The 20,103-nt window shown below is 62.7% G+C and carries 17 protein-coding genes; 5 read left to right on the top strand and 12 right to left on the bottom strand.

Annotation, left to right across the window (positions count from 1 at the left end):
- Positions 1–20: 20 nt before the first annotated feature.
- The 4 genes from ftsL to C2138_RS05755 form a co-directional block, all read right to left on the bottom strand.
- The gene (ftsL, locus tag C2138_RS05770) at positions 21–623 is read right to left on the bottom strand and encodes a cell division protein FtsL (RefSeq protein ID WP_108516225.1); all 603 of its coding nucleotides are present in this window, start codon (positions 621–623) and stop codon (positions 21–23) included.
- Positions 620–1,573 (bottom strand): 16S rRNA (cytosine(1402)-N(4))-methyltransferase RsmH, encoded by a 954-nt coding sequence (gene rsmH, locus C2138_RS05765; RefSeq protein ID WP_108516223.1) that lies wholly within the window; start codon positions 1,571–1,573, stop codon positions 620–622. Before rsmH ends, ftsL begins: the two co-directional genes overlap by 4 nt.
- A 101-nt stretch (positions 1,574–1,674) precedes the next feature.
- Positions 1,675–2,106 carry a division/cell wall cluster transcriptional repressor MraZ gene (gene mraZ / locus C2138_RS05760; protein WP_108518864.1) on the bottom strand — a complete coding sequence of 144 codons (432 nt, stop codon included), beginning with the start codon at positions 2,104–2,106 and terminating at the stop codon, positions 1,675–1,677.
- A gap of 266 nt (positions 2,107–2,372) precedes the next feature.
- Complete coding sequence (locus C2138_RS05755) at positions 2,373–2,741, bottom strand: SCO2097 family morphological protein (protein WP_108516221.1); 369 nt, start codon at positions 2,739–2,741, stop codon at positions 2,373–2,375.
- Between the two features lie 74 nt (positions 2,742–2,815).
- Between C2138_RS05755 and C2138_RS05750 the strand changes: the two genes are divergently transcribed.
- A complete protein-coding gene (locus tag C2138_RS05750) occupies positions 2,816–3,910 on the top strand; it encodes a polyprenyl synthetase family protein (RefSeq protein WP_108516219.1) in 1,095 nt (364 codons plus the stop codon).
- Positions 3,911–3,943: 33 nt separating this feature from the next.
- Here C2138_RS05750 and C2138_RS05745 read toward each other — a convergent pair whose 3' ends face one another.
- Complete coding sequence (locus tag C2138_RS05745; RefSeq protein ID WP_108516217.1) at positions 3,944–4,282, bottom strand: Rv2175c family DNA-binding protein; 339 nt, start codon at positions 4,280–4,282, stop codon at positions 3,944–3,946.
- A gap of 239 nt (positions 4,283–4,521) precedes the next feature.
- Here C2138_RS05745 and C2138_RS05740 point away from each other — a divergent pair, with 239 nt between their 5' ends.
- The gene (locus C2138_RS05740) at positions 4,522–5,784 is read left to right on the top strand and encodes a LysM peptidoglycan-binding domain-containing protein (RefSeq protein WP_241961197.1); all 1,263 of its coding nucleotides are present in this window, start codon (positions 4,522–4,524) and stop codon (positions 5,782–5,784) included.
- A gap of 94 nt (positions 5,785–5,878) precedes the next feature.
- Positions 5,879–7,810 (top strand): Stk1 family PASTA domain-containing Ser/Thr kinase, encoded by a 1,932-nt coding sequence (gene pknB, locus C2138_RS05735; protein WP_108516216.1) that lies wholly within the window; start codon positions 5,879–5,881, stop codon positions 7,808–7,810.
- Positions 7,811–7,883: 73 nt separating this feature from the next.
- Here pknB and C2138_RS05730 read toward each other — a convergent pair whose 3' ends face one another.
- From C2138_RS05730 to C2138_RS05720, 3 genes are all read right to left on the bottom strand, one after another.
- Positions 7,884–9,215 carry a class II 3-deoxy-7-phosphoheptulonate synthase gene (locus C2138_RS05730; RefSeq protein ID WP_241961211.1) on the bottom strand — a complete coding sequence of 444 codons (1,332 nt, stop codon included), beginning with the start codon at positions 9,213–9,215 and terminating at the stop codon, positions 7,884–7,886.
- 148 nt (positions 9,216–9,363) lie between these two features.
- On the bottom strand, positions 9,364–10,053 hold the full coding sequence (locus C2138_RS05725) for a lysophospholipid acyltransferase family protein (RefSeq protein ID WP_108516212.1): 690 nt from the start codon (positions 10,051–10,053) through the stop codon (positions 9,364–9,366).
- Between the two features lie 32 nt (positions 10,054–10,085).
- The gene (locus tag C2138_RS05720) at positions 10,086–11,033 is read right to left on the bottom strand and encodes an ROK family glucokinase (RefSeq protein ID WP_108518860.1); all 948 of its coding nucleotides are present in this window, start codon (positions 11,031–11,033) and stop codon (positions 10,086–10,088) included.
- Positions 11,034–11,226: 193 nt separating this feature from the next.
- Here C2138_RS05720 and C2138_RS05715 point away from each other — a divergent pair, with 193 nt between their 5' ends.
- A complete protein-coding gene (locus C2138_RS05715; protein WP_108516210.1) occupies positions 11,227–13,053 on the top strand; it encodes an AMP-dependent synthetase/ligase in 1,827 nt (608 codons plus the stop codon).
- 95 nt (positions 13,054–13,148) lie between these two features.
- On the opposite strand, the gene def is transcribed toward C2138_RS05715, so the two are convergent.
- From def to C2138_RS05700, 3 genes are all read right to left on the bottom strand, one after another.
- Positions 13,149–13,637: a peptide deformylase gene (gene def / locus C2138_RS05710; RefSeq protein WP_108516208.1), complete on the bottom strand. Its 489-nt coding sequence runs from the start codon at positions 13,635–13,637 to the stop codon at positions 13,149–13,151.
- Positions 13,638–13,722: 85 nt separating this feature from the next.
- On the bottom strand, positions 13,723–15,057 hold the full coding sequence (locus tag C2138_RS05705; protein WP_241961196.1) for a MinD/ParA family ATP-binding protein: 1,335 nt from the start codon (positions 15,055–15,057) through the stop codon (positions 13,723–13,725).
- 46 nt (positions 15,058–15,103) lie between these two features.
- On the bottom strand, positions 15,104–18,508 hold the full coding sequence (locus tag C2138_RS05700; RefSeq protein WP_108516207.1) for a pyruvate carboxylase: 3,405 nt from the start codon (positions 18,506–18,508) through the stop codon (positions 15,104–15,106).
- Positions 18,509–18,631: 123 nt separating this feature from the next.
- Between C2138_RS05700 and C2138_RS05695 the strand changes: the two genes are divergently transcribed.
- The gene (locus tag C2138_RS05695; RefSeq protein ID WP_108518857.1) at positions 18,632–19,420 is read left to right on the top strand and encodes a ParA family protein; all 789 of its coding nucleotides are present in this window, start codon (positions 18,632–18,634) and stop codon (positions 19,418–19,420) included.
- Positions 19,421–19,486: 66 nt separating this feature from the next.
- Here the strand turns inward: C2138_RS05695 and C2138_RS05690 are convergent, their stop codons facing one another.
- On the bottom strand, positions 19,487–20,035 hold the full coding sequence (locus tag C2138_RS05690; protein ID WP_108518855.1) for a MerR family transcriptional regulator: 549 nt from the start codon (positions 20,033–20,035) through the stop codon (positions 19,487–19,489).
- Between the last annotated feature and the right edge of the window lie 68 nt (positions 20,036–20,103).

Raw genomic sequence — 20,103 nt, 5'->3', positions numbered from 1 at the left:
CAGTTTCGTGAATCGAACCTCTACCTAGTGATAGGTGCCGGAAGTCCGTTCGGATACGACGGTACCGACGCATCTGCGCCGACCAGTCCCGACGCGCCTGCATCATCGGCACTCTCAGCTTCGGCGGCGGCGATCCCAGCAGCCGCGCCCAAGTCGGGAACCGTCTGCAGCAGCGAATTCGGAATGAGCAGCCCACCGTTGGCACCGATCACGCTGCCGGCGTCCCCCCGTGCTGCCTGGGGAACACCCTTGACCGCGCCTGAGGCAAGGTCAAGGTAGACGGCGCTGTCGTTGGAGACCATGCCGAGGGACTCAGCACGCGCGGCCAAGTTCTGCGGGGAATTAAGAACATCGAGCGCCTCGGTCGCGATCTGCTCGTCGCGGTTGAGTTCCTTTTGCTCTGCCTGCAGCGCAGCGATCTCGTAGGCACCGTCGGCGAGGGCGATGCTCAGCAGAAGTTGAGAGACCAAGACGGCAAAGAGGCCTGCAACGATGACAATCGCATAGGCGAGCTTGGGTCGGGCCCGGCGCTGTTGACGACTGGGGGCGATCTCGATGTGGGGCGCGCGCCGCGGCTCCCGTGGGAGCGGTGCGGGCAAGACCCGGGCGAGGTTGTCGCTCATGCGAACCTCCTGGTGCGCTCGGCCGCACGGAGGCGAACCGGAATGGATCGAGGGTTGGCCGCCTTCTCGTCATCGGAGGCGAGTTCTGCTCCGCGGACAAGAAGACGAAAATCGGGGTGATGCTCCGGCAGCTCGACGGGAAGCCCTGCTGGCGCACTCGACGTTGTCGCGGATGCAAGAAAACGCTTGACGAGGCGGTCTTCGAGCGACTGGTAGGAGAGCACCACCATGCGGCCCCCCACCGCGAGCAACTCAGCAGCGGCCGGAATCGCCCGCTCGAGCACTGCCAACTCCTGGTTGACCTCGATACGAAGTGCCTGAAAGACGCGCTTGGCGGGGTGTCCTTTGCGCTGGATAGCGACGGGAGTCGCATCCGTGATGATCTGCACCAGCTCGGCAGAAGTGGTGAGCGGCGCCACTTGACGACGCTCGACAATCTTCTTCGCATAGCGGGGAGCGAGTCGCTCCTCGCCATAGTCCTTAAAGATACGGCGGAGATCGGCCTCGGAGTATTCGGCAAGTACCTGCTCGGCCGTGAGCTCCGACGTGGCATCCATGCGCATGTCAAGCGGCGCATCCTTGGAATACGAGAAGCCGCGCTCGACCCGGTCAAGCTGCAGCGAGGAGACGCCGAGGTCGAAAAGAATGCCCTGAACCTCTGAAAACCCGAGATCCTGAACCGACTCAAGGATGGTGTCGTAGACGGTGTGCACGAGGTGGACACGGTCGCCGAAGCGCGAGAGCCTCTCCCCCGCGATTGCGAGTGCATCCGTGTCACGGTCGAGTCCGACGAGCGTGAGCTGCGGAAAACGCTCGAGGAACGCCTCTGAGTGCCCGCCCATACCGAGTGTCGCATCGACAAGTACCGCACCTGGCCGCTCGATGGCGGGGGCGAGCAGCTCGATCGTTCTCTCGAGCATTACGGGGGTGTGGATCTGTTTTTCTTCCATAGTGTGTGCCCGGTTGGCTCCTGGTTTCTGATCCCCATCCGATTCGACCTGCCTCCGGGGAAGTGAGGCAGGGCGCTCGGCTGGGAGTCAGATGCCAGGCGCTAGAAGAGTCCGGGAATCACCTCCTCGGTAGTGTCGGCGAAAGCACTCTCCTGCTCCGCGTAGTAGGTCTCCCATGCCTGGGTGTCCCAAATCTCTGCTCGGTTTCCCACGCCAATGACGGTCAGTTCTTTGCCGAGCCCCGCATAAGCCCGGAGGGCCGCAGGGATCGTGACGCGGTTCTGACTGTCTGGCACCTCTGAGGTCGCTCCCGAGAGAAAAAGGCGCATGTAGTCGCGGGCCTGCTTGCCCGTGACGGGAGCCTGCCGCATCTTGTCGGCGAGCTCTTCGAACTCCCTCGTGCTGAACACGTAGAGGCATCGCTCTTGGCCGCGAGCGAGCACTACGCCGTTCTCTAGTTCGGCGCGGAACTTGGCCGGCAGGATCACTCGACCTTTGTCGTCGAGCTTGGGCGCGTAGGTACCAAGAAACACCACGCACCCCCTTCCGACTCCGGCCCAGCTTCAGGATGCCTCCACTTTACTCCACATTCCCCCACAAAACAATGATTTATGCCCATATTGAGCCCGCCGCTGCCCCAGAAGGTATGAAATCACTGGGATGCGCGGGGTGGAGGGAGGTGGAGGAGAATTCCTACGGATGCGGCAGAAAAGGGCGCAAAAAAGCCCCCGTCCTACGACGAGGGCTTTGCGTTAGACAATTCCGGCCTGATCGGATGCCTGGGTCAGACTGTCGCTCGTTAGTGGCGATCCTGACGGCGGTCCCAGCGGTCGTTCATGCGATCCATGAACCCGGCGTGCTGCTTGGAGCGGCGTGCCCGCGCAACTTCGTCATCGACGCCGGCGCTTGATCGGGCTGGTGAGATCGCAAGGAGCGCACCACCAAAAACCACTATGAATCCAACAATGCCCACAACGGGCTGTTTCAAGACGACTCCGGCAACGATGGCAGCGATGCCAACGAGTGCCACAAGGATGCCCACGACGAGTAGGCGATAGTTGGTGCGACCCCGACGAGGAGTGACGGCCGAAACAAAGTCCGCGTCATTCTGATAGAGGCTTCGCTCCATCTCATCCAGGAGACGCTGCTCACGTTCTGAAAGCGGCATGATTACTCCTCCCGGCCGATCTGATGAACTGCCAAAGTCAATTGTATGCTGCACCCGCTGACTAGGCTATCCCCGTGACTGAGAGTAAGCGGATAGTTGCCAGGGTACAGTCGGCCATCGACAAGTTCCTCGCAGAGCAGAGGACCCATCTGACGGAGATCTCCCCCGACCTCGCACCCTTCGTCGATTACTCGGCCTCCCTCCTCTCGGGCGGAAAGCGTTTTCGTGCCCAGTTTTGCTACTGGGGTTATCGAGCAGTCGCCCCCGGCAACGACGATGAGCCCGAGGTCGAGGGCGTGGTGGCAGCATCCGCTTCTCTTGAGCTCTTTCATGCCGCCGCCCTCGTGCACGATGACCTGATCGACAATTCAGACACCCGCCGCGGCAAGCCGGCTTCGCATCGACGCTTTCAATCACTGCACACCGAGACCGGATGGACGGGCAACGCAGAATCGTTTGGCCGATCGAGCGCGATTCTGCTGGGTGACCTTCTGCTCGGCTGGAGCGACGAGGTCCTCGACGCCGGGCTCGGGCTCGTTCGCAGCCGGGATTCAGCGATCGCCGCTCGGCGAGAGTTCAACCGTATGCGCACAGAGGTAACCGGCGGCCAATACCTCGATTTGCTAGAGGAGCACTCGTGGCGCTCCCGCAACGATACCGAGCAGCTCGAGCGTGCGCACCGCGTCATCGTTTACAAGTCGGCCAAGTACAGCATCGAGGCGCCTCTCATCATCGGGGCGACAATCGGCGGGGCATCACTCACCCAGATCAGCGCCTTGCGCGACTTCGGCCTCCCGCTGGGAGTTGCGTTTCAGCTCCGCGATGATCTCTTGGGCGTTTTCGGAGACCCCGAACAAACAGGCAAGCCTTCGGGAGATGACCTGCGCGAGGGCAAGCGCACCGTACTCGTCGGGCTTGCCAGGAGGCGCCTCACTCCTTCGGCGACGCGATTGCTCGACGAGCTCCTCGGCGACCCTGACCTTACGGATGGCCAAGTGCACACCCTTCAGGCGTCGCTTCGGGAATGCGGGGCTGTGGCTGACGTCGAGAATCTCATCGCGCATAACGCCCGTAAGGCACTTGCTGCTCTCGAAGACGCATCATTCGATGCAGCCGCTCGGGCCCAGCTCGTAGACCTGGTGCACATCGTCACCCGCCGCACCGTCTAGAAGCGACGGGGCAGCAGCTCTGGGCGCGAGAGGCTAAGCGAGGGCTTGCGCGATACGGCGCACTTCAGCTTTGCGGCCTGCGCGCAGCGCTTCAATGGGAGCAAACCCCAGACTTTCTTCTGGCTCCAATAGCCATTCGATGGCGGCGTCGTTGTCGAACCCGGCATCGGCAAGCACGATAAGCGTGCCGCGCAGTTCTGAGAGCGGTTCGCCGTCGCGGATAAACGACTCGGGGACACGCCAGACGCCGTCAATGCGCCGCGCTGCAAGGCTTCGATCCTCTATAAGGCGACGAACCTTGCTAACGCCGATTCCGAGGATATCGACGAGGTCGGGAATGGTCAGCCAACGAACTTCAGGGTCGGTACTCACAAGTACAAGCCTGTCAGAAAAATCGGCGAACGTGATGCAAGCGCGCAGTAACTGTGGGTGTTCTTTCGGCAGACTGGCTCGGAATCACTCCAATCACTCTGTTAACACCAGTCACAGTGATTGACAGAAGTACCGTTCTGTGCCAGATTGCTGGGCAGGGCCACGGCCGAGGTGCACCACGTGTTCGGCGTTCGTTGCACGTCGCCCACCACCACGGCACTGAGGATCACGGGGACAACATGACCAGCACTTCTGATCGAACGTCATACCGCGCACGAGTGGCAAAGAGCGCGCTCTCGACAATCCCGATCGTGCTCGCAGGATCGCTCGCCATGAGCATGAATCTCACTGGCCCCATCGCGCTCGGCGACGACCACAACCCTGATCACGACGACGCCCAGAGCCCGTCGGCCCTCCGCGACTCCGTTCGCAAGGCTCTCAGCGATGCCCAGGCTTCCTCGGCTTCCCCGTCGATCGGCACCGCACCCGCTCAGTCCAGCGTGGCCGCTACGGCTCCCGCCAATTACACCGTGCAAGCCGGTGACACCATCAGCGGCATCGCCGGTCGCTTCGGCCTCTCGACCGCATCGGTCTTGGCGATGAACGGCCTGGGATGGAAGTCGGTTATCCACCCTGGACAGGTTCTTCTTCTGTCACAGACCGCCAAGCCCGTGGCGGCGACCCCCGCCCCCGCGCCGACTACGGGTGGCAGCTACACCATTGCCCGCGGCGACACGATCGGCGGTATCGCCGCCAAGTTCGGCGTTGCGACTCAGGCCGTCCTCAACGCCAATGGGCTCTCCGCCCGGTCCATCATCTACCCGGGCCAGCGCCTCACCATTCCCGGCCTCACCACTGCTGCGTCTGCACCGCCGGCCGCAGCGACCCCCGTAGGCACGAGCAGCGCTGCGCGCTACACGATCGTTCCCGGCGACACCGCGTCGTCTATCGCCACCAAGCTCGGCGTCTCTGTCGCTCAGCTTCTCGCCGCGAACGGCCTCTCGTCAACGTCCACCATCTATGCGGGAAAGACCCTCGTCGTACCAGCGGTACAGGCGGCTGGCAGTGTTCCATCCACTCCGCAATCGGTCGTCGCCCTCACGCCGGAGATGGAGAAGCACGCGCGCACGATCGTCTCCGTGGGGCGCAGCCTCGGCGTGAATGACTACGGACTTGTCATCGCACTGGCTACCGCGGCCCAGGAATCAACCCTTCGCAATCTCACCTGGGGAGACCTCGACTCTGTCGGTCTCTTTCAGCAGCGCCCGAGCGCTGGCTGGGGTTCCGTCGCCCAGCTAACGACCCCCGAGCACTCCGCCCGGCTCTTCTTCGGCGGCGCCAGCAATCCCAACGCTGGCTACACTCGCGGATTGCTCGACATCGCAGGATGGCAGTCGATGTCCGTGACGCAAGCCGCTCAGGCCGTGCAGATCTCCGCCTATCCGGATGCCTATGCCAAGTGGGAGGCGTCAGCCCGCTCATGGCTCGCCGCGATCGGCTAAGCAGCTACCCGACGGGATCCCTCCGTTATACGAGTGTTGCCATCAAGGCGCGTCCCAGCCACATTGCCAGGCAGTCGAACTTTAGACTTGAGCAGTGAGCACACCCAGTTCTGACCCGATGATCGGCCGTCTCCTCGACGGCCGCTATCAGGTGCGCTCTCGGATCGCTCGCGGCGGCATGGCGACGGTCTACCTCGCCACCGATCTGCGCCTTGAGCGCAGGGTTGCCATCAAGGTCATGCACGGCCATCTGGCGGACGACGAGCAATACAAGATCCGCTTCATTCAGGAGGCCCGCTCTGCGGCCCGCCTCGCCCACCCCAATGTCGTCAATGTGTACGACCAGGGGCAAGACGGTGAAACCGCCTATCTCGTCATGGAATATCTTCCCGGCATAACGCTGCGCGATCTTCTCAATGACCATCACATCCTGACTACCGAGCAGGCATTCGACATTCTCGAAGCGGTGCTCAGCGGGCTTGCCGCAGCCCACAGAAGCGGCATTGTCCACCGCGATCTCAAGCCGGAAAATGTGCTGCTGGCCGACGACGGACGCATCAAGATCAGTGACTTCGGGCTTGCTCGAGCCGCTACCGCCAACACTGCAACGGGCACGGCGCTCATGGGTACGATCGCCTACCTCTCCCCCGAACTCGTCACACGAGGAACAGCGGATGCGCGCAGCGACATCTACGCGGTCGGGATCATGCTCTATGAGATGCTCGCGGGCGAGCAGCCGTTCAAGGGCGAACAGCCGTTCCAGGTAGCGCAACAGCACGCCAACGACACGGTGCCCGCGCCCAGCCTGCTGAATCCGAACGTTCCTGCCGCATTCGATGAACTCGTAGCCTGGGCGACGGCTCGCGAGCCCGATGATCGCCCGAGCGACGCCGCCGAAATGCTTGCCGAGCTGCTGGTGATCCAGCGCGAACTCGATCGCGATGCCCCTGAAGCAGCAATGAACCGCACAATGGTGCTGCCCATGGCGGTCGAGTCGGCCACCGATGCAACCCAGGTAATTGAGCCCGTCGTCCGGTTGAGCGCGCCCACCGCCACGCTCGGCCCTGAAGCCGACAAGCTCAAGCGCGTTAGCGACCGCCGACGCGCTCGGGGCGGGTGGCTCGTTGGCCTTGTCCTGCTGCTCGCTGCGGTTGCCGTTGGCACAGGATGGTACTTCGGCGCCGGCCCGGGCGCGAAGGTGACCATCGCTACCGTTGCCGGCCTGGACGTGGCGGCCGCTACCGCAGCACTCCAAGAACAAGACCTCATAGTTGACGACGCGACGACCGAGGCGTACGACCCGACTGTTCCCATCGGCACCGTCGTGGGGACCAACCCTCCCGCGGGCGAAGCGGTCGACCACGGCGCCGTTGTGACCCTCATACTCTCGGCGGGCCCCGAACCGCTCTCTATCCCGGAACTGGTCGGCCTCGCCGAATCTGACGCCCTCCAGGCGGTGACGGATTCGCGATTTACGACCACTGATTCTCGATACATTTTCGACGGGTCAACGCCGGGAATCGTCGTCCAGGCGCTCGGCGCTGGCGACGTCGACCTCACGACTATCGAGACCTATGGCGATCAGCAGCCGGTTACGTTAGTCGTTTCTCTGGGGTCGATCCCCGAGGTTTCAGGCATGACAGTAGACGACGCCCAGGCTACGTTGACTCAGGTCGGCCTCACGGGCCAGCGCGCCGCCGAGGAGTACAACGACACGGTGCCGGCAGGCAATGTCATCCGCGCCCAGGCCGTTCAGGGTGAGTCGGTAGTGCCGCAAGGCGGAACCGTCGACCTGATCATCTCGCGAGGCGTTGAGCAGGTTGCTATTCCGAATGTGGTTGGACTCTCGTGGCGAGACGCCCTGAAGGTTCTTCAATCAGCAGGCTTCGACATCAAGTTCGGAAACCCCCCAAGCGAAGCATTGTCAGCGTTGCCTGACTTGGCGACGGTCAAATCAGTTGATCCCTCAGCAGGCTCCACCGCACCGAAGGGCTCCACACTGACCGTGAAGTTGCAAGCTGGATAGCTCGCTGCGCCATTAACTAGCAGAAGGCGGATGCCCGGCGACAACCGGGGCATCCGCCTTCTGCGTGGTTTAGCTAGCGAATGGCGCTGAGTTCCTCGGCGACCAGGAACGCTAGCTCAAGCGACTGCATGTGGTTGAGGCGCGGGTCGCAGAGCGACTCGTACCGCGTAGCCAGCGTCTTTTCGTCGATGTGCTCAGAGCCACCGAGGCACTCGGTGACATCGTCGCCCGTGAGCTCGATGTGGATGCCGCCCGGGTGGGTCCCCGCAGCGCGGTGTGCTTCGAAGAAGCCCTTGACCTCATCCATCACATCGTCAAACCGACGCGTCTTGTAGCCATTCGGCGTCGTGATGCCGTTGCCGTGCATCGGGTCAGTGACCCAGAGCGGCGTAACACCGAGCGACTTCGCCGCCTCAAGAAGCGGCGGCAGCGACTCGCGGATCTTGCCAGCGCCCATGCGGGTGATGAAGGTGAGGCGTCCTGGTTCGCGCTCGGGGTCGAGCTTGTCGATGATCTGCTTCATCACCTCGGGCGTCGTGGTGGGGCCGAGCTTGATGCCGATGGGGTTTCGAACCCGAGAGAAGAAGTCGAGGTGTGCTCCGTCGAGATCGCGCGTGCGCTCACCAATCCACTGAAAATGTGAGGACGTGTTGTAGGCGAGACCCGTGCGCGAATCGATGCGTGTCATCGGACGCTCGTAGTCCATGAGCAGTCCCTCATGGCTTGAGTAGAACTCCACGCGCTTGAGCTCATCGAAATCGGCGCCGGCCGCCTCCATGAATCGGATGGCTCGGTCGATCTCACCCGCCAACGCCTCGTAACGCTTGTTGGCGGGGTTTGCGGCGAAGCCCTTGTTCCAGCTGTGCACCTCACGCAGGTCGGCGAAGCCACCCTGTGTGAACGCGCGAATGAGGTTAAGGGTCGACGCAGAGGTGTGGTAACCCTTGACCAGGCGGGCGGGGTCCGCGCGGCGCGACTCCGGTGTGAAGTCGTATCCGTTCACGATGTCGCCCCGGTACGCGGGAAGCGTGACGTCACCCCGCGTCTCGGTGTCGCTGGAGCGCGGCTTGGCGAACTGCCCTGCCATGCGCCCCATCTTGACGATCGGCATCGACGCGCCGTAGGTAAGTACCACGGCCATTTGAAGGATCGTCTTGACGCGATTGCGAATCTGGTCGGCGGTGGCCCCGGCAAAGGTCTCGGCGCAGTCGCCGCCCTGCAAAAGGAACGCCCGACCCGCAGCAGCATCGGCGAGTCTGCTGCGCAACTGGTCGACCTCGCCCGCGAACACGAGCGGCGGAAGCGCAGCGATCTCAGCGGATGCTGCGCCGACCGCGTCGGCATCCGGCCACTGCGGCTGCTGCTTGATGGGAAGCGTGCGCCAATAGTCGAGCCCCGCGATCACGGAGGGATCGGCTTGCACTACGGGCTCAATAGTCGACTGGGACACGTTTACTTTTTCCTTTTTCAGGTTGCAGAAAGAGCCGGGCATCGGCCCGGTGAGGAAAGTTTAGTGGACGCGAACGACCACTCGCTCCGCGCGGAAGGCGGCGTTAGCGGCTCAGGGTTGCGCGCTTTTCTTTGACCGACGACGCATAGACATCCGCATATTCCCGGTCACCAAGACGGAGGAGCTCGAACATGATCTCGTCGGTGATCGACCGCAGAATGAAGCGGTCGCTCTCCATGCCCTCGAACCGGGAGAAATCAATGGGTTCGCCGATGACGACACCGATGCGGCGAACCTTAGGCAGACGCTTGCCGATCGGCATGACCTTGTCGGTATCGACCATGACCACGGGAACAACAGGAACGTTGCCCTCAAGAATCATGCGGGCGACACCGGTGCGGCCGCGATATAGCTTGCCGTCGGGGCTTCGGGTGCCCTCTGGATAGATGCCAAGGACCTCGCCCTTGGCAAGAACGCCGAGGCCCGTGTTGAGCGACGCTTCAGAGGCCTTGCCGCCCGAGCGGTCGATTGGCAGCATGCCGGTGGCCTTGAGAAAGTTCTTGGTCGCCCAGCCCTTGAGCCCTCTGGTCGTGTAGTAGTCGCTCTTGGCGAGAAAGCTGATGCGCCTGTCGATCACCAGGGGCAGAAACACCGAGTCAATGAACGAGAGGTGATTGCTCGCGAGGATTACACCACCGGTCTTGGGGATGTTGTCATGCCCCTTGACCCATGGACGGAACACCGTCCGCAAAATGGGACCGGCAATCAGGTTCTTCATGAACCAATAGAACATCGAGACCTCTTCTGCAATCCGCTCGGATAACTCTAACGCGACAGAAAGTGCAGGCGGGCGAGATCCGCTGCGCCGACAACACCGGCGTCGTTTCCCAGCTGGGCTGTGACGAACTGCGGCTCTGGATGATATCCACGCGCTGGCAAGTGCGCCAGATACGCCTCGCGGATCGGGTCAAGGAGTGTCTCTCCTGCGGCTGCCACTCCCCCGCCCAGCACAAACATCCTGGGGTCGAGAATGGCGCTCAGTGAAGCACAGGCCTGGCCGAGCCAGCTGCCGAGCTCACGAAGCGCCTGCATTGCCCCGGCGTCGCGTTCGATGATCAGAGCCGCCACATCCTCACCCGTGAGAACGCCTCTCTTCTGGCGGAGGTCTGCGAGCTGGATTCCGATGCCGCCGACATCGGCAATCTCGTTCGCCATACGCAACAGCGCCCTGCCCGAGCCGTACTGCTCTATGCAGCCTCGGGAACCGCATCCGCAGGGAAGCCCTCCGGGCACAACACGAAGGTGCCCGATCTCTGCCCCCGTGCCAAATCCGCCGCGCAGGAGCCGACCGTCCGTGACGATGGCGCCTCCAACGCCCGTGCCGATCGTGAGCATCGTCATATCGGAGACACCACGGCCAGCACCGAAACGAAACTCCGCCCAGCCTGCCGCGTTGGCATCGTTGTCGATCGTCACATCCAGCGACACACGTTCGAGCAAACGGTCTCGGAATGGCTCATTGCGCCAGCTGATGTTGGGCGCGTAATACACAGTGGCCTGCTGCTCATCGATAAACCCAGCGGCGGCGACTCCCGCAGCACGAACCTCCTCACCCTGGGAGAGGGAGAGGATCATGTCGGTAACGACATCGACGATGGCGCTCGGATCGCCGGCCGGAGTCGGCACTCGCTCAGACCGCACGATCTCGCCCTCGTAGGAGACCAAAGCCCCCGCGATCTTGGTTCCACCGATGTCGATGCCGACAGCGTGCATGAAGGTCCTCAATTCGAACAGCAGGGGTGAAAGGGATGCGCTCGGGAGCGGCATAACAACGATGCGTACATACGCCGTGCGGCACATGGACAATCTCAAGTGTAGAGAATCCACAATGTCAACCAGCGCGGCGGCCCTGCTCCACTAGTCTGTTGGGAATACCCGCACCCTCTGAGGTACCAAAGGAGTTGCCGTGAAAGAGTACAGCGTGCCCGCAATGGTCGAGGCTGACCCGAACGCGAACACAACCGATCTGCTCGTCCAGCGCGTGAAGGCCACACCGAACAAGGCCATCTTCGCGCTACCCCGTCCTGATGGGACATGGGAGGACGTAACAGCCACCGAATTCGAGCGCCAGGTCATCGCCCTCGCAAAGGGCTTTGTCGCCGCTGGACTGCAGCCTGGCGACAAGGTCGCGCTGATGGCGAAGACCCGTTATGAGTGGACCCTGGTCGACTTCGCGATGTGGTACGCCGGGGGAATCCTCGTGCCCATCTACGAGACCTCGGCTCCGGCTCAGATCCTCTGGTACATGACCGACTCCGGGGCCATCGGTTTTATTGGGGAGACCCCCGACCACTTTGCCCGTTTGGACGAGATCCGGGCAGACCTGCCGCTCGTGCAGCACGTGTGGCAGATCGACCTCGGGGACCTCGACAAGCTAGTTGCCAGCGGCACGGCGGTTACCGACGAAGAGATCGAGCGTCGTCGTTCCCTCGCCAAGGCAGACGACATGGCGACCCTGATCTACACCTCGGGTACGACCGGCAAGCCCAAGGGCGTTCGCCTCAACCACTCGAACTTCTACGAGCTCTCCCGTAACAGCCGGTTGAGCATGCCCGAAGTCATGCACGATGCCTCCAGCACCGTTCTCTTCATAACGCTCGCCCACGTGTTTGCTCGCTTCATTTCCGTGTTGAGCATCCACGGCGGCGTCAAGGTTGGGCACGAACCCGATACCAAGAAGCTGCTTCAGGCGCTTGGATCGTTCAAGCCCACGTTCCTCCTTGCCGTCCCGCGCGTGTTCGAGAAGGTCTATAACGCATCGGAGCAGAAGGCCGAAGCCGGCGGAAAGGGCAAGATCTTCCACGCCGCGGCAGAAACGGCGATCGCCTACTCCAAGGCGCTCGACGCGGGGTCAGTACCGCTCGGACTCAAGCTCAAGTTCGCTGTGCTTGATCGTCTTGTGCTCTCCAAGCTGCGCGCCGCGATGGGTGGCCGGGTTGCCTACGCCGTGTCGGGGTCGGCTCCTCTTGGCCTGCGCCTCGGTCACTTCTACCGCGCCCTCGGCCTTCGCATCCTCGAAGGATACGGACTCACGGAGACCACCGCTCCCGTTACGGTCAACGTCGTCGCCAAGTTCAAGATCGGCACCGTCGGCCCGGCTATCCCCGGAAACGCGATCCGCATCACCAAAGAGGGCGAAGTCCAGGCCAAGGGCATCAGCGTCTTTGCTGGCTACTGGAACAACGAGCAGGCCACTCAAGACACCTTCGATGGCGAGTGGTTCAAGACAGGCGACCTCGGAGAACTCGACGAGGACGGCTACCTCAAGATCACGGGCCGCAAGAAGGAGATCATCGTCACGGCGGGTGGCAAGAACGTGGCCCCTGCCGCGCTCGAAGACCCCATTCGCGCGAACCCCATCATCGGGCAGGTCGTCGTCGTAGGAGATCAACGTCCGTTCATCTCCGCACTCATCACCCTCGACGAGGAGATGCTCCCCGTCTGGCTCAACAACAATGGCGAGGATGCAAGCCTCACGCCGGCGGCGGCTGGAAAGCATCCCAAGGTGATCGCCGAGGTGCAGCGCGCGATTGACGGCGCCAACGCGGGTGTTTCGCGGGCCGAGTCAATCCGCAAGTTCACTATCTTGGAGCACGACCTGACCGAGGCGAGCGGGTATCTCACCCCGAAGCTCTCGATCAAGCGAGACATCATCCTCCGGGACTTCTCGGATGTGATTGCTGGCATGTACAACGATGCTCCCGCGACTGAGGGCATTTCGATCAGCGGCTAACACCGCCCCTACGACAGAAGGGCCCGTGCTTTGCACGGGCCCTTCTGCTTTGCTCCGCTGCCGCAGCTAGTGCGGCGGGCGCCTCCGACGGTGGGTTAGAACCAGTCGGATTCACGAATCTGTCTCATGGCCTCACGCTTTGTTTCTTTGTCGAGCCCGTCGATGTAAAGACGGCCCTCAAGATGATCGACCTCGTGCTGGAGAGCCTGCGCCATAAGGCCGTCACCGCTCAGCTCGACCGGGTTGCCATCGAGATCGATTCCCTTGACCCGGGCGAATGGATAACGCAATCGCTTGAAATAGAACCCGGGAACAGAGAGGCAGCCTTCTTCGACAAGCTCAGGCTCGCCGGAGACTTCAACCAGCTCAGGGTTGATGACGTAGCCAATCTCCCCGTTGACGTTGTAGCTGAATGCACGCAGGTTAACGCCGATCTGTGGGGCGGCAACGCCGGCACGACCGGGAAGCTTGACCGAGTCGATGAGATCTTCGATCAGTCCAGAGACATCGTCCTTCGATGTGACCGGATCGGAAACCGTCTTGAGTACCGGGTCTCCGAAGAACCGAATCTGTCGTGCGGTCATGCTGCCACCTCAGGTCTCGTGGTTGGTAATTCCATCGCCCACGCTGCACCCGGCAGCGGCGATCGTGCTAACGCTTGTTCGCGGATTAGTCGGCTCGACGCGAAGGCAGACCGTCCATGACAATCGCGGCCAAGCGTCGTGCAGCATCCTTGGTCAGGGTGCGGAGGTTCTTGTAGTCGATGACGGAGCCAGCCGCGAGGTGCGGGTCATACGGAATGCGCACGATCTCGCGCACGCGCGACTGAAAGTGCGATTCGATCTCGTCAAGCTTGACGAGACTGGTGCCCTGCGTCGCAGTGTTGATAGCGACGACCGCGTTGCGCACCAGATCGGCGTAACCGTTGGACTCGAGCCATGTGAGCGTCTCGGATGCGAGGCGAGCCTCATCCACACTGCCGCCAGAGACAATGACGAGTGAATCTGCCCGCTGCAAGGTTGCCCGCATCACAGAATGGACGATGCCGGTTCCGCAGTCGGTGAGGGCGATCGAATAGAAGCGCGCGGCGAGGTCTGCGACCACGTTGTAGTCGTTCTCGTCGAATGCCTCGGAGAGAAGCGGGTCGGTGTCCGACGCGAGAATATCGAGCCGCGTCTCATCGCGTGACACCATCTGCGAAAAGTCGTTGAAGCTCGTGATCGACGCTGCGTGGGTGACGACGTCGCGAACGGTAGACCGGGTCTGCTTGTTGACACGCTCCGACAGCGTTCCACGGTCGGGGTTGGCGTCGATGGCGATGATGCGGTCTTCGCGGACATCCGACAACGCCATGCCCAGCAGAGAGGTGACCGTCGTCTTGCCGACTCCGCCCTTGCGGGTGAGCACCGGCACGAACCGAGTGCCGCCTTCGAACTGCTTGTCAATGCGGGCATCGAGCTCCTTGCGCGCTCGAGCCTTGGCGGAGTCTCCCAGATTCACGAGGTGAAGTGTCGCCGAATAGACGAACGACGGCCAACCGCCCTCTGGCGCCGGGCGCCTGCGTCGCTTGACATCAATGAGCCTGTCGGCGGTCAGCATGTTGGCCGACTCCGGAGTGGACGAGACCTCGCCGCGGAGGCGGTCTCGACGACTCTGAGGGTCGTCCGAAGCAACGGCAGGAAGCGGCGCATACTCGACATCGTCGACGACGTCGTCGGAAGCCTCGATCAGCGAGGAATCCATGCTGATCGAGAGACTCGACACGTCAACACCTGAGAGAAGCTCCGGGCTCACGGGGTCATCGCTGATCGTCACCGCGAGCTCGTCATCAGGAACCGTGCGCACGGGCGCGGGCAGGTCGATGCTCACGGTCATGCTCTCGGGGACGTCTGAAGCAAGGTCATCGCCGCCGTCTTCAAGCAGAACCGAGTCATTGAAGCCGGAATCATCAAGTGAATGCGCGTCGTCGGATATAGAACCCGACTCTCCACGTTTCGTCGTCACAGGCAGAACTTCCCTTCCCTGAGGAACGGCTCAGTCTACCAAGGGGCTAGGCCGGTGTAATTTCCACCAACAGATCTCCACCCTCCACGGGCGATGTCGACTTGATCGCAAGCCTCGCGACGACTCCAGCGACCGATGCCGTGATCGCCGCCTCCATTTTCATTGCCTCGATCGTCGCGACGGGCTGACCGGCTTCCACAGCCGCGCCGACCTCGACCTGGAGGGTAACGACACCGGCGAACGGTGCCGCGACGTGCCCAGGCTTGGAGGCATCCGCCTTCTCGGTCGCGTGGACCTCGACAGAGATGCTTCGGTCTCGAACGAACACGGGTCGCAACTGGCCGTTCATGGTGGTCATGACGGTTCGCATGCCCTTGGCATCGGCATCGCCAATAGCCTCAAGGCCCACGTAGAGGTTGACCCCCTTCTCCATCGGAACAATGTGTTCCTCGCCCTGGCGGAGGCCGTAAAGGTAGTCGACGGTATCGAGGACGGAAAGATCTCCGTACGTCTCCCGCATGTCGGCGAATGTGGCGGTGGGGGCAGGGAACAGCAGGCGGTTGAGGGCGTTTCGGCGCTCATCTGACGTGCCGCCGAGCGCAGCCTCGTCCTCCTCAGAAACGGGACTCACCCCGATCTTGACGCTGCGCCCTTCCAGAACCTTCGTGCGGAACGGCTCCGGCCAACCGCCGGGCAGCTCCCCCAGCTCTCCCGCCATAAACCCGATCACGGAGTCAGGGATGTCGTACTTCTGGGGGTTCTGCTCGAAATCATCGGGGTCGGCGTCGGCCGCCACCAGGGCGAGCGCGAGGTCACCGACGACCTTCGACGACGGAGTTACCTTGGGTGGACGCCCCAGCATCGCATTGGCCGCAGCGTAAGCATCCTCGACCTTCTCGAAGTGATCGCCGAGGCCGAGCGCGATGGCCTGCTGGCGCAGATTGCTGAGCTGGCCTCCCGGGATCTCATGGTGGTAGACGCGGCCGGTCGGGCCGGGCAAACCCGACTCGAATGGGGCATAGACCTCGCGGACCGCCTCCCAATAGGGCTCGAGATCTGAAACGGCCTGGAGGCTGATGCCCGTGTCACGCTCCGTGTCGGAGAGTGCGGCGACCAGTGCGGAGAGCGACGGCTGGCTCGTGGTGCCCGCGAGCGGAGCCGCAGCGGCATCGACGGCGTCGGCTCCGGCGCGACTCGCCGCGAGAAGGGTTGCGAGCTGCCCCCCTGCGGTGTCGTGGGTATGGACATGGACCGGCTGGTCAAAACGCTCCCTGAGTGCCGTGACAAGCTTCTCGGCCGCGGCAGGACGAAGGAGACCCGCCATGTCTTTAATCGCGAGGATGTGGGCCCCAGCGTCGCTCATCTGCTCAGCGAGTCGCAAGTAGTAGTCGAGCGTGTAAAGGTCCTCGGCAGGATCGAGCAGATTACCCGTGTAGCAGAGCGCCACCTCGGCGATCGAGGTGCCCGTCTCAAGCACGGCATCGATCGCCGGCCGCATCTGGGAGACGTCATTGAGGGCATCGAAGATGCGGAAGATGTCGACACCGGTGGCCGCGGCCTCGCGCACGAACACATCGGTGACCTCGGTGGGGTACGGCGTGTAGCCGACCGTGTTGCGTCCCCGCAGAAGCATCTGAATAGCGACATTGGGCAGAGCCTCCCTCAGCGACGCCAACCTCTCCCACGGGTCCTCGCCGAGAAAGCGCAGTGCGACATCGTAGGTCGCGCCGCCCCAGGCCTCGACCGAGAGCAGTTCCGACGTCATCCTGGCCACATGTGGGGCTACCTCGACGAGGTCGCGAGTGCGCACGCGCGTGGCCAGCAACGACTGATGCGCGTCTCGGAATGTCGTCTCGGTTACTGCCAGCGCCGTCTGCGCCCGCAGGGCCGTCGCAAAGCCAACGGGGCCAAGCTCCATAAGACGCTGGCGCGATCCAGCGGGAGCTGGCTCGGACAGGTCGATCGTTGGCAGCTTGTCCGCCGGGTGGATCGAGGTGACCGCTGGCCCGTTCGGCTGGTTGACGGTGACATCGGCGAGCCAGTTGAGAAGCTTCGTGCCACGGTCCCGAGACGGGTGAGCGTGCACGAGATGGGGCCGCTCGTCGATAAACGCCGTGCTGATGTCGCCAGCAATGAATGACGGGTCTTCGAGCAGCGCCTGGATGAAGGGGATGTTTGTTGAAACACCGCGGATGCGAAACTCCGCTAGACCGCGGCGCGCACGACCGACCGCCGAAGCAAAGTCGCGGCCGCGGCACGTCATCTTGACGAGCATCGAGTCAAAGTGCGGGTTAATCTCCGAACCGGGGCTCACTGTTCCGCCGTCGAGTCGAATGCCTCCGCCACCGGGCGAGCGATACGTCGTGATCTTGCCCGTGTCTGGCCGAAAGCCCTGTGTCGGGTCCTCTGTTGTGATGCGGCACTGGAGTGCAGCCCCGCGGAGCCTCAGATTGTCTTGCAAAAGTCCGAGGTCGGCGAGGGTCTCGCCTGCGGCGATGCGAATCTGGGCCTGAACGAGGTCGACATCAGTGACCTCTTCTGTGACGGTGTGTTCGACCTGGATGCGCGGGTTCATCTCGATAAAGACGTGCTGGCCGGCGCGCTCCCCCACGGTGTCGAGAAGAAACTCAACCGTTCCGGCATTGACGTAGCCGATGGACTTGGCGAAGGCCACAGCGTCTCGATACAGCGCCTGACGGATCGATTCGTCGAGATTGGGCGCGGGAGCGATCTCCACAACCTTCTGGTTGCGTCGCTGAATGGAGCAGTCGCGCTCGAACAGGTGAACCGTCTCCCCGGTGGAGTCGGCGAGAATCTGCACCTCGATGTGCCGGGGACGGAGCACCGCCTGCTCAAGGAACATGGTGGCGTCGCCAAACGCGCTATCGGCCTCGCGCATGGCCTCCTCAAGCGCGGGCCGGAGCTCTTCGCGCGTGTTGACCCTGCGCATACCGCGCCCGCCGCCACCGGCAACCGCCTTGGCGAAAACCGGAAACCCGATCTCGTCGGCCGCAGCCACGAGAACGTCGACATCGGTCGTGGCTGGCGAAGACTTGAGCACGGGAACCCCCGCTGCCACAGCATGTTCCTTTGCGGTGACTTTGTTGCCCGCCATCTCGAGAACGCTATTACCGGGCCCGATAAAGGTGATGCCAGCATCCGCTGCAGCCTTAGCTAGGTCGGGGTTCTCAGAAAGAAAGCCGTATCCGGGGTAGATGGCGTCTGCACCGCTGAGCTTGGCGACACGGATGATCTCGTCAACATCGAGGTAGGCACGGACCGGGTGGCCCTGAGTGCCGATCTGAAACGCCTCGTCCGCCTTCTGGCGGTGAAGGGAGTTGCGATCCTCGTAGGGGTACACCGCGACGGTACGGGCTCCCAACTCGTAGGCAGCGCGAAACGCTCGAATGGCGATTTCACCCCGGTTTGCGACGAGAATCTTGGAGAACATCCGTACCCTTCTTGCAACGTTGCATGGCGCTAGCGATGCGCACTCTGGTATTCGGCACTCGCTAGCTACACCCCCTGATTAGAGGTGGATGCTCACAGCCTACTGAAGGTATGGTTTCTTGTTGTGCATGTACTCAGCGTGAGCTCCCTCAAGGGAGGAGTCGGAAAGACCACTGTCACGCTCGGACTCGCTTCCGCAGCATTTGCCAAGGGGTTGCGGACCCTCGTGGTCGACCTCGACCCGCAGTCAGATGTCTCAACTGGCATGGACATCAACGTCGTGGGGCGACTCAATGTCGCCGACGTTCTTGCTTCTCCCAAGGAGAAGATCGTGCGCCAGGCAATCGCGCCGAGCGGCTGGACTCGCGGCCGCCCCGGCAAAATCGATGTCTTAATCGGCAGCCCGTCTGCGATCAACTTTGACGGACCCCACCCGAGCATCCGCGACATCTGGAAGCTCGAGGAGGCACTCGCCAACGTCGAAGACGACTACGACCTCGTGCTGATCGACTGTGCACCATCGCTCAACGCTCTAACCCGCACGGCCTGGGCCGCCAGCGACAGAGTCGCCGTAGTCACCGAGCCTGGACTGTTTTCTGTCGCCGCGGCCGACCGCGCTCTTCGCGCAATCGAGGAGATTCGACGGGGCCTCTCCCCCCGCCTTCAGCCCCTCGGAATCATCGTGAACCGGGCCCGGGTGCAGTCTCTCGAGCACCAGTTCCGCATCAAAGAGCTACGCGACATGTTCGGCCCGCTCGTGCTCAGCCCCCAGCTGCCGGAGCGCACGTCGCTTCAGCAGGCACAAGGAGCGGCGAAGCCGCTGCACATGTGGCCGGGCGAGAGCGCAGAAGAGATGGCTCGCAACTTCGACCAGCTGCTTGAGCGCATCATGCGCGCCGCTGGACTCTCCTGAGTTACCCAGAACTGGTCTAAGGGGCGCCAAAGGCTCTGGGTGACCCCAGAGGCCACCATGGCGCCTCTAGGAGGCCCGAGTCGAGCGACGAGCGGCGAGCTCGTCCATTGCGTCAGGCTTGTCGGCCTCGAGCTCAACCAGGCTGTGCTCGACCTCGCGGAGCACCTTGCCCACTGCGATGCCGAAGACTCCCTGTCCCCGGTTGACGAGGTCGATGACCTCGTCGTTGGAGGTGCAGAGGTAGACGCTGGCGCCGTCGCTCATGAGCGTGGTTTGCGCCAGATCGCTCACGCCAGCTTCGCGAAGCTGGTTGACCGCGGTACGGATCTGCTGAAGCGAGATACCGGTATCAAGAAGACGCTTGACCAGCTTGAGCACGAGGATGTCGCGGAAGCCGTAGAGGCGCTGCGAACCGGAGCCGGCCGCGCCGCGGATAGTGGGCTGCACAAGCTCGGTGCGAGCCCAGTAATCCAGCTGGCGATAACTGATGCCCGCAGCGCGTGCCGCAACGGCGCCGCGGTAGCCGGAGGTGTCGTCGAGATCGGGAAGGCCATCGGTAAACAGGAGGCCGAGATCGTAACGAGAATCCTCATTACGACTGCTGAGTTCGCTCATCTCGATGCCTTCCACAATGGTTCCGTTTGCTGTGTGACCGCCCACTGCCGGCCGTGCCGGGGTGAGTC

Origin of the sequence: Salinibacterium hongtaonis, from assembly GCF_003065485.1 — a bacterium.
GTDB classification, from domain to species: domain Bacteria; phylum Actinomycetota; class Actinomycetes; order Actinomycetales; family Microbacteriaceae; genus Homoserinimonas; species Homoserinimonas hongtaonis.
The sequence above is the reverse complement of the archived record's forward strand: the minus strand, read 5'-3'. Positions and strand labels throughout refer to the sequence as shown.

What these genes read in the sequence shown, in the direction of transcription:
- ftsL (WP_108516225.1), bottom strand. Translation starts at nt 623, where the DNA reads ATGAGCGACAACCTCGCCCGGGTCTTGCCCGCACCGCTCCCACGGGAG.
- rsmH (WP_108516223.1), bottom strand. Translation starts at nt 1,573, where the DNA reads ATGGAAGAAAAACAGATCCACACCCCCGTAATGCTCGAGAGAACGATC.
- C2138_RS05755 (WP_108516221.1), bottom strand. Translation starts at nt 2,741, where the DNA reads ATGCCGCTTTCAGAACGTGAGCAGCGTCTCCTGGATGAGATGGAGCGA.
- C2138_RS05740 (WP_241961197.1), top strand. Translation starts at nt 4,522, where the DNA reads ATGACCAGCACTTCTGATCGAACGTCATACCGCGCACGAGTGGCAAAG.
- C2138_RS05725 (WP_108516212.1), bottom strand. Translation starts at nt 10,053, where the DNA reads ATGTTCTATTGGTTCATGAAGAACCTGATTGCCGGTCCCATTTTGCGG.
- C2138_RS05720 (WP_108518860.1), bottom strand. Translation starts at nt 11,033, where the DNA reads ATGCACGCTGTCGGCATCGACATCGGTGGAACCAAGATCGCGGGGGCT.
- def (WP_108516208.1), bottom strand. Translation starts at nt 13,637, where the DNA reads ATGACCGCACGACAGATTCGGTTCTTCGGAGACCCGGTACTCAAGACG.
- C2138_RS05700 (WP_108516207.1), bottom strand. Translation starts at nt 18,508, where the DNA reads ATGTTCTCCAAGATTCTCGTCGCAAACCGGGGTGAAATCGCCATTCGA.
- C2138_RS05690 (WP_108518855.1), bottom strand. Translation starts at nt 20,035, where the DNA reads ATGAGCGAACTCAGCAGTCGTAATGAGGATTCTCGTTACGATCTCGGC.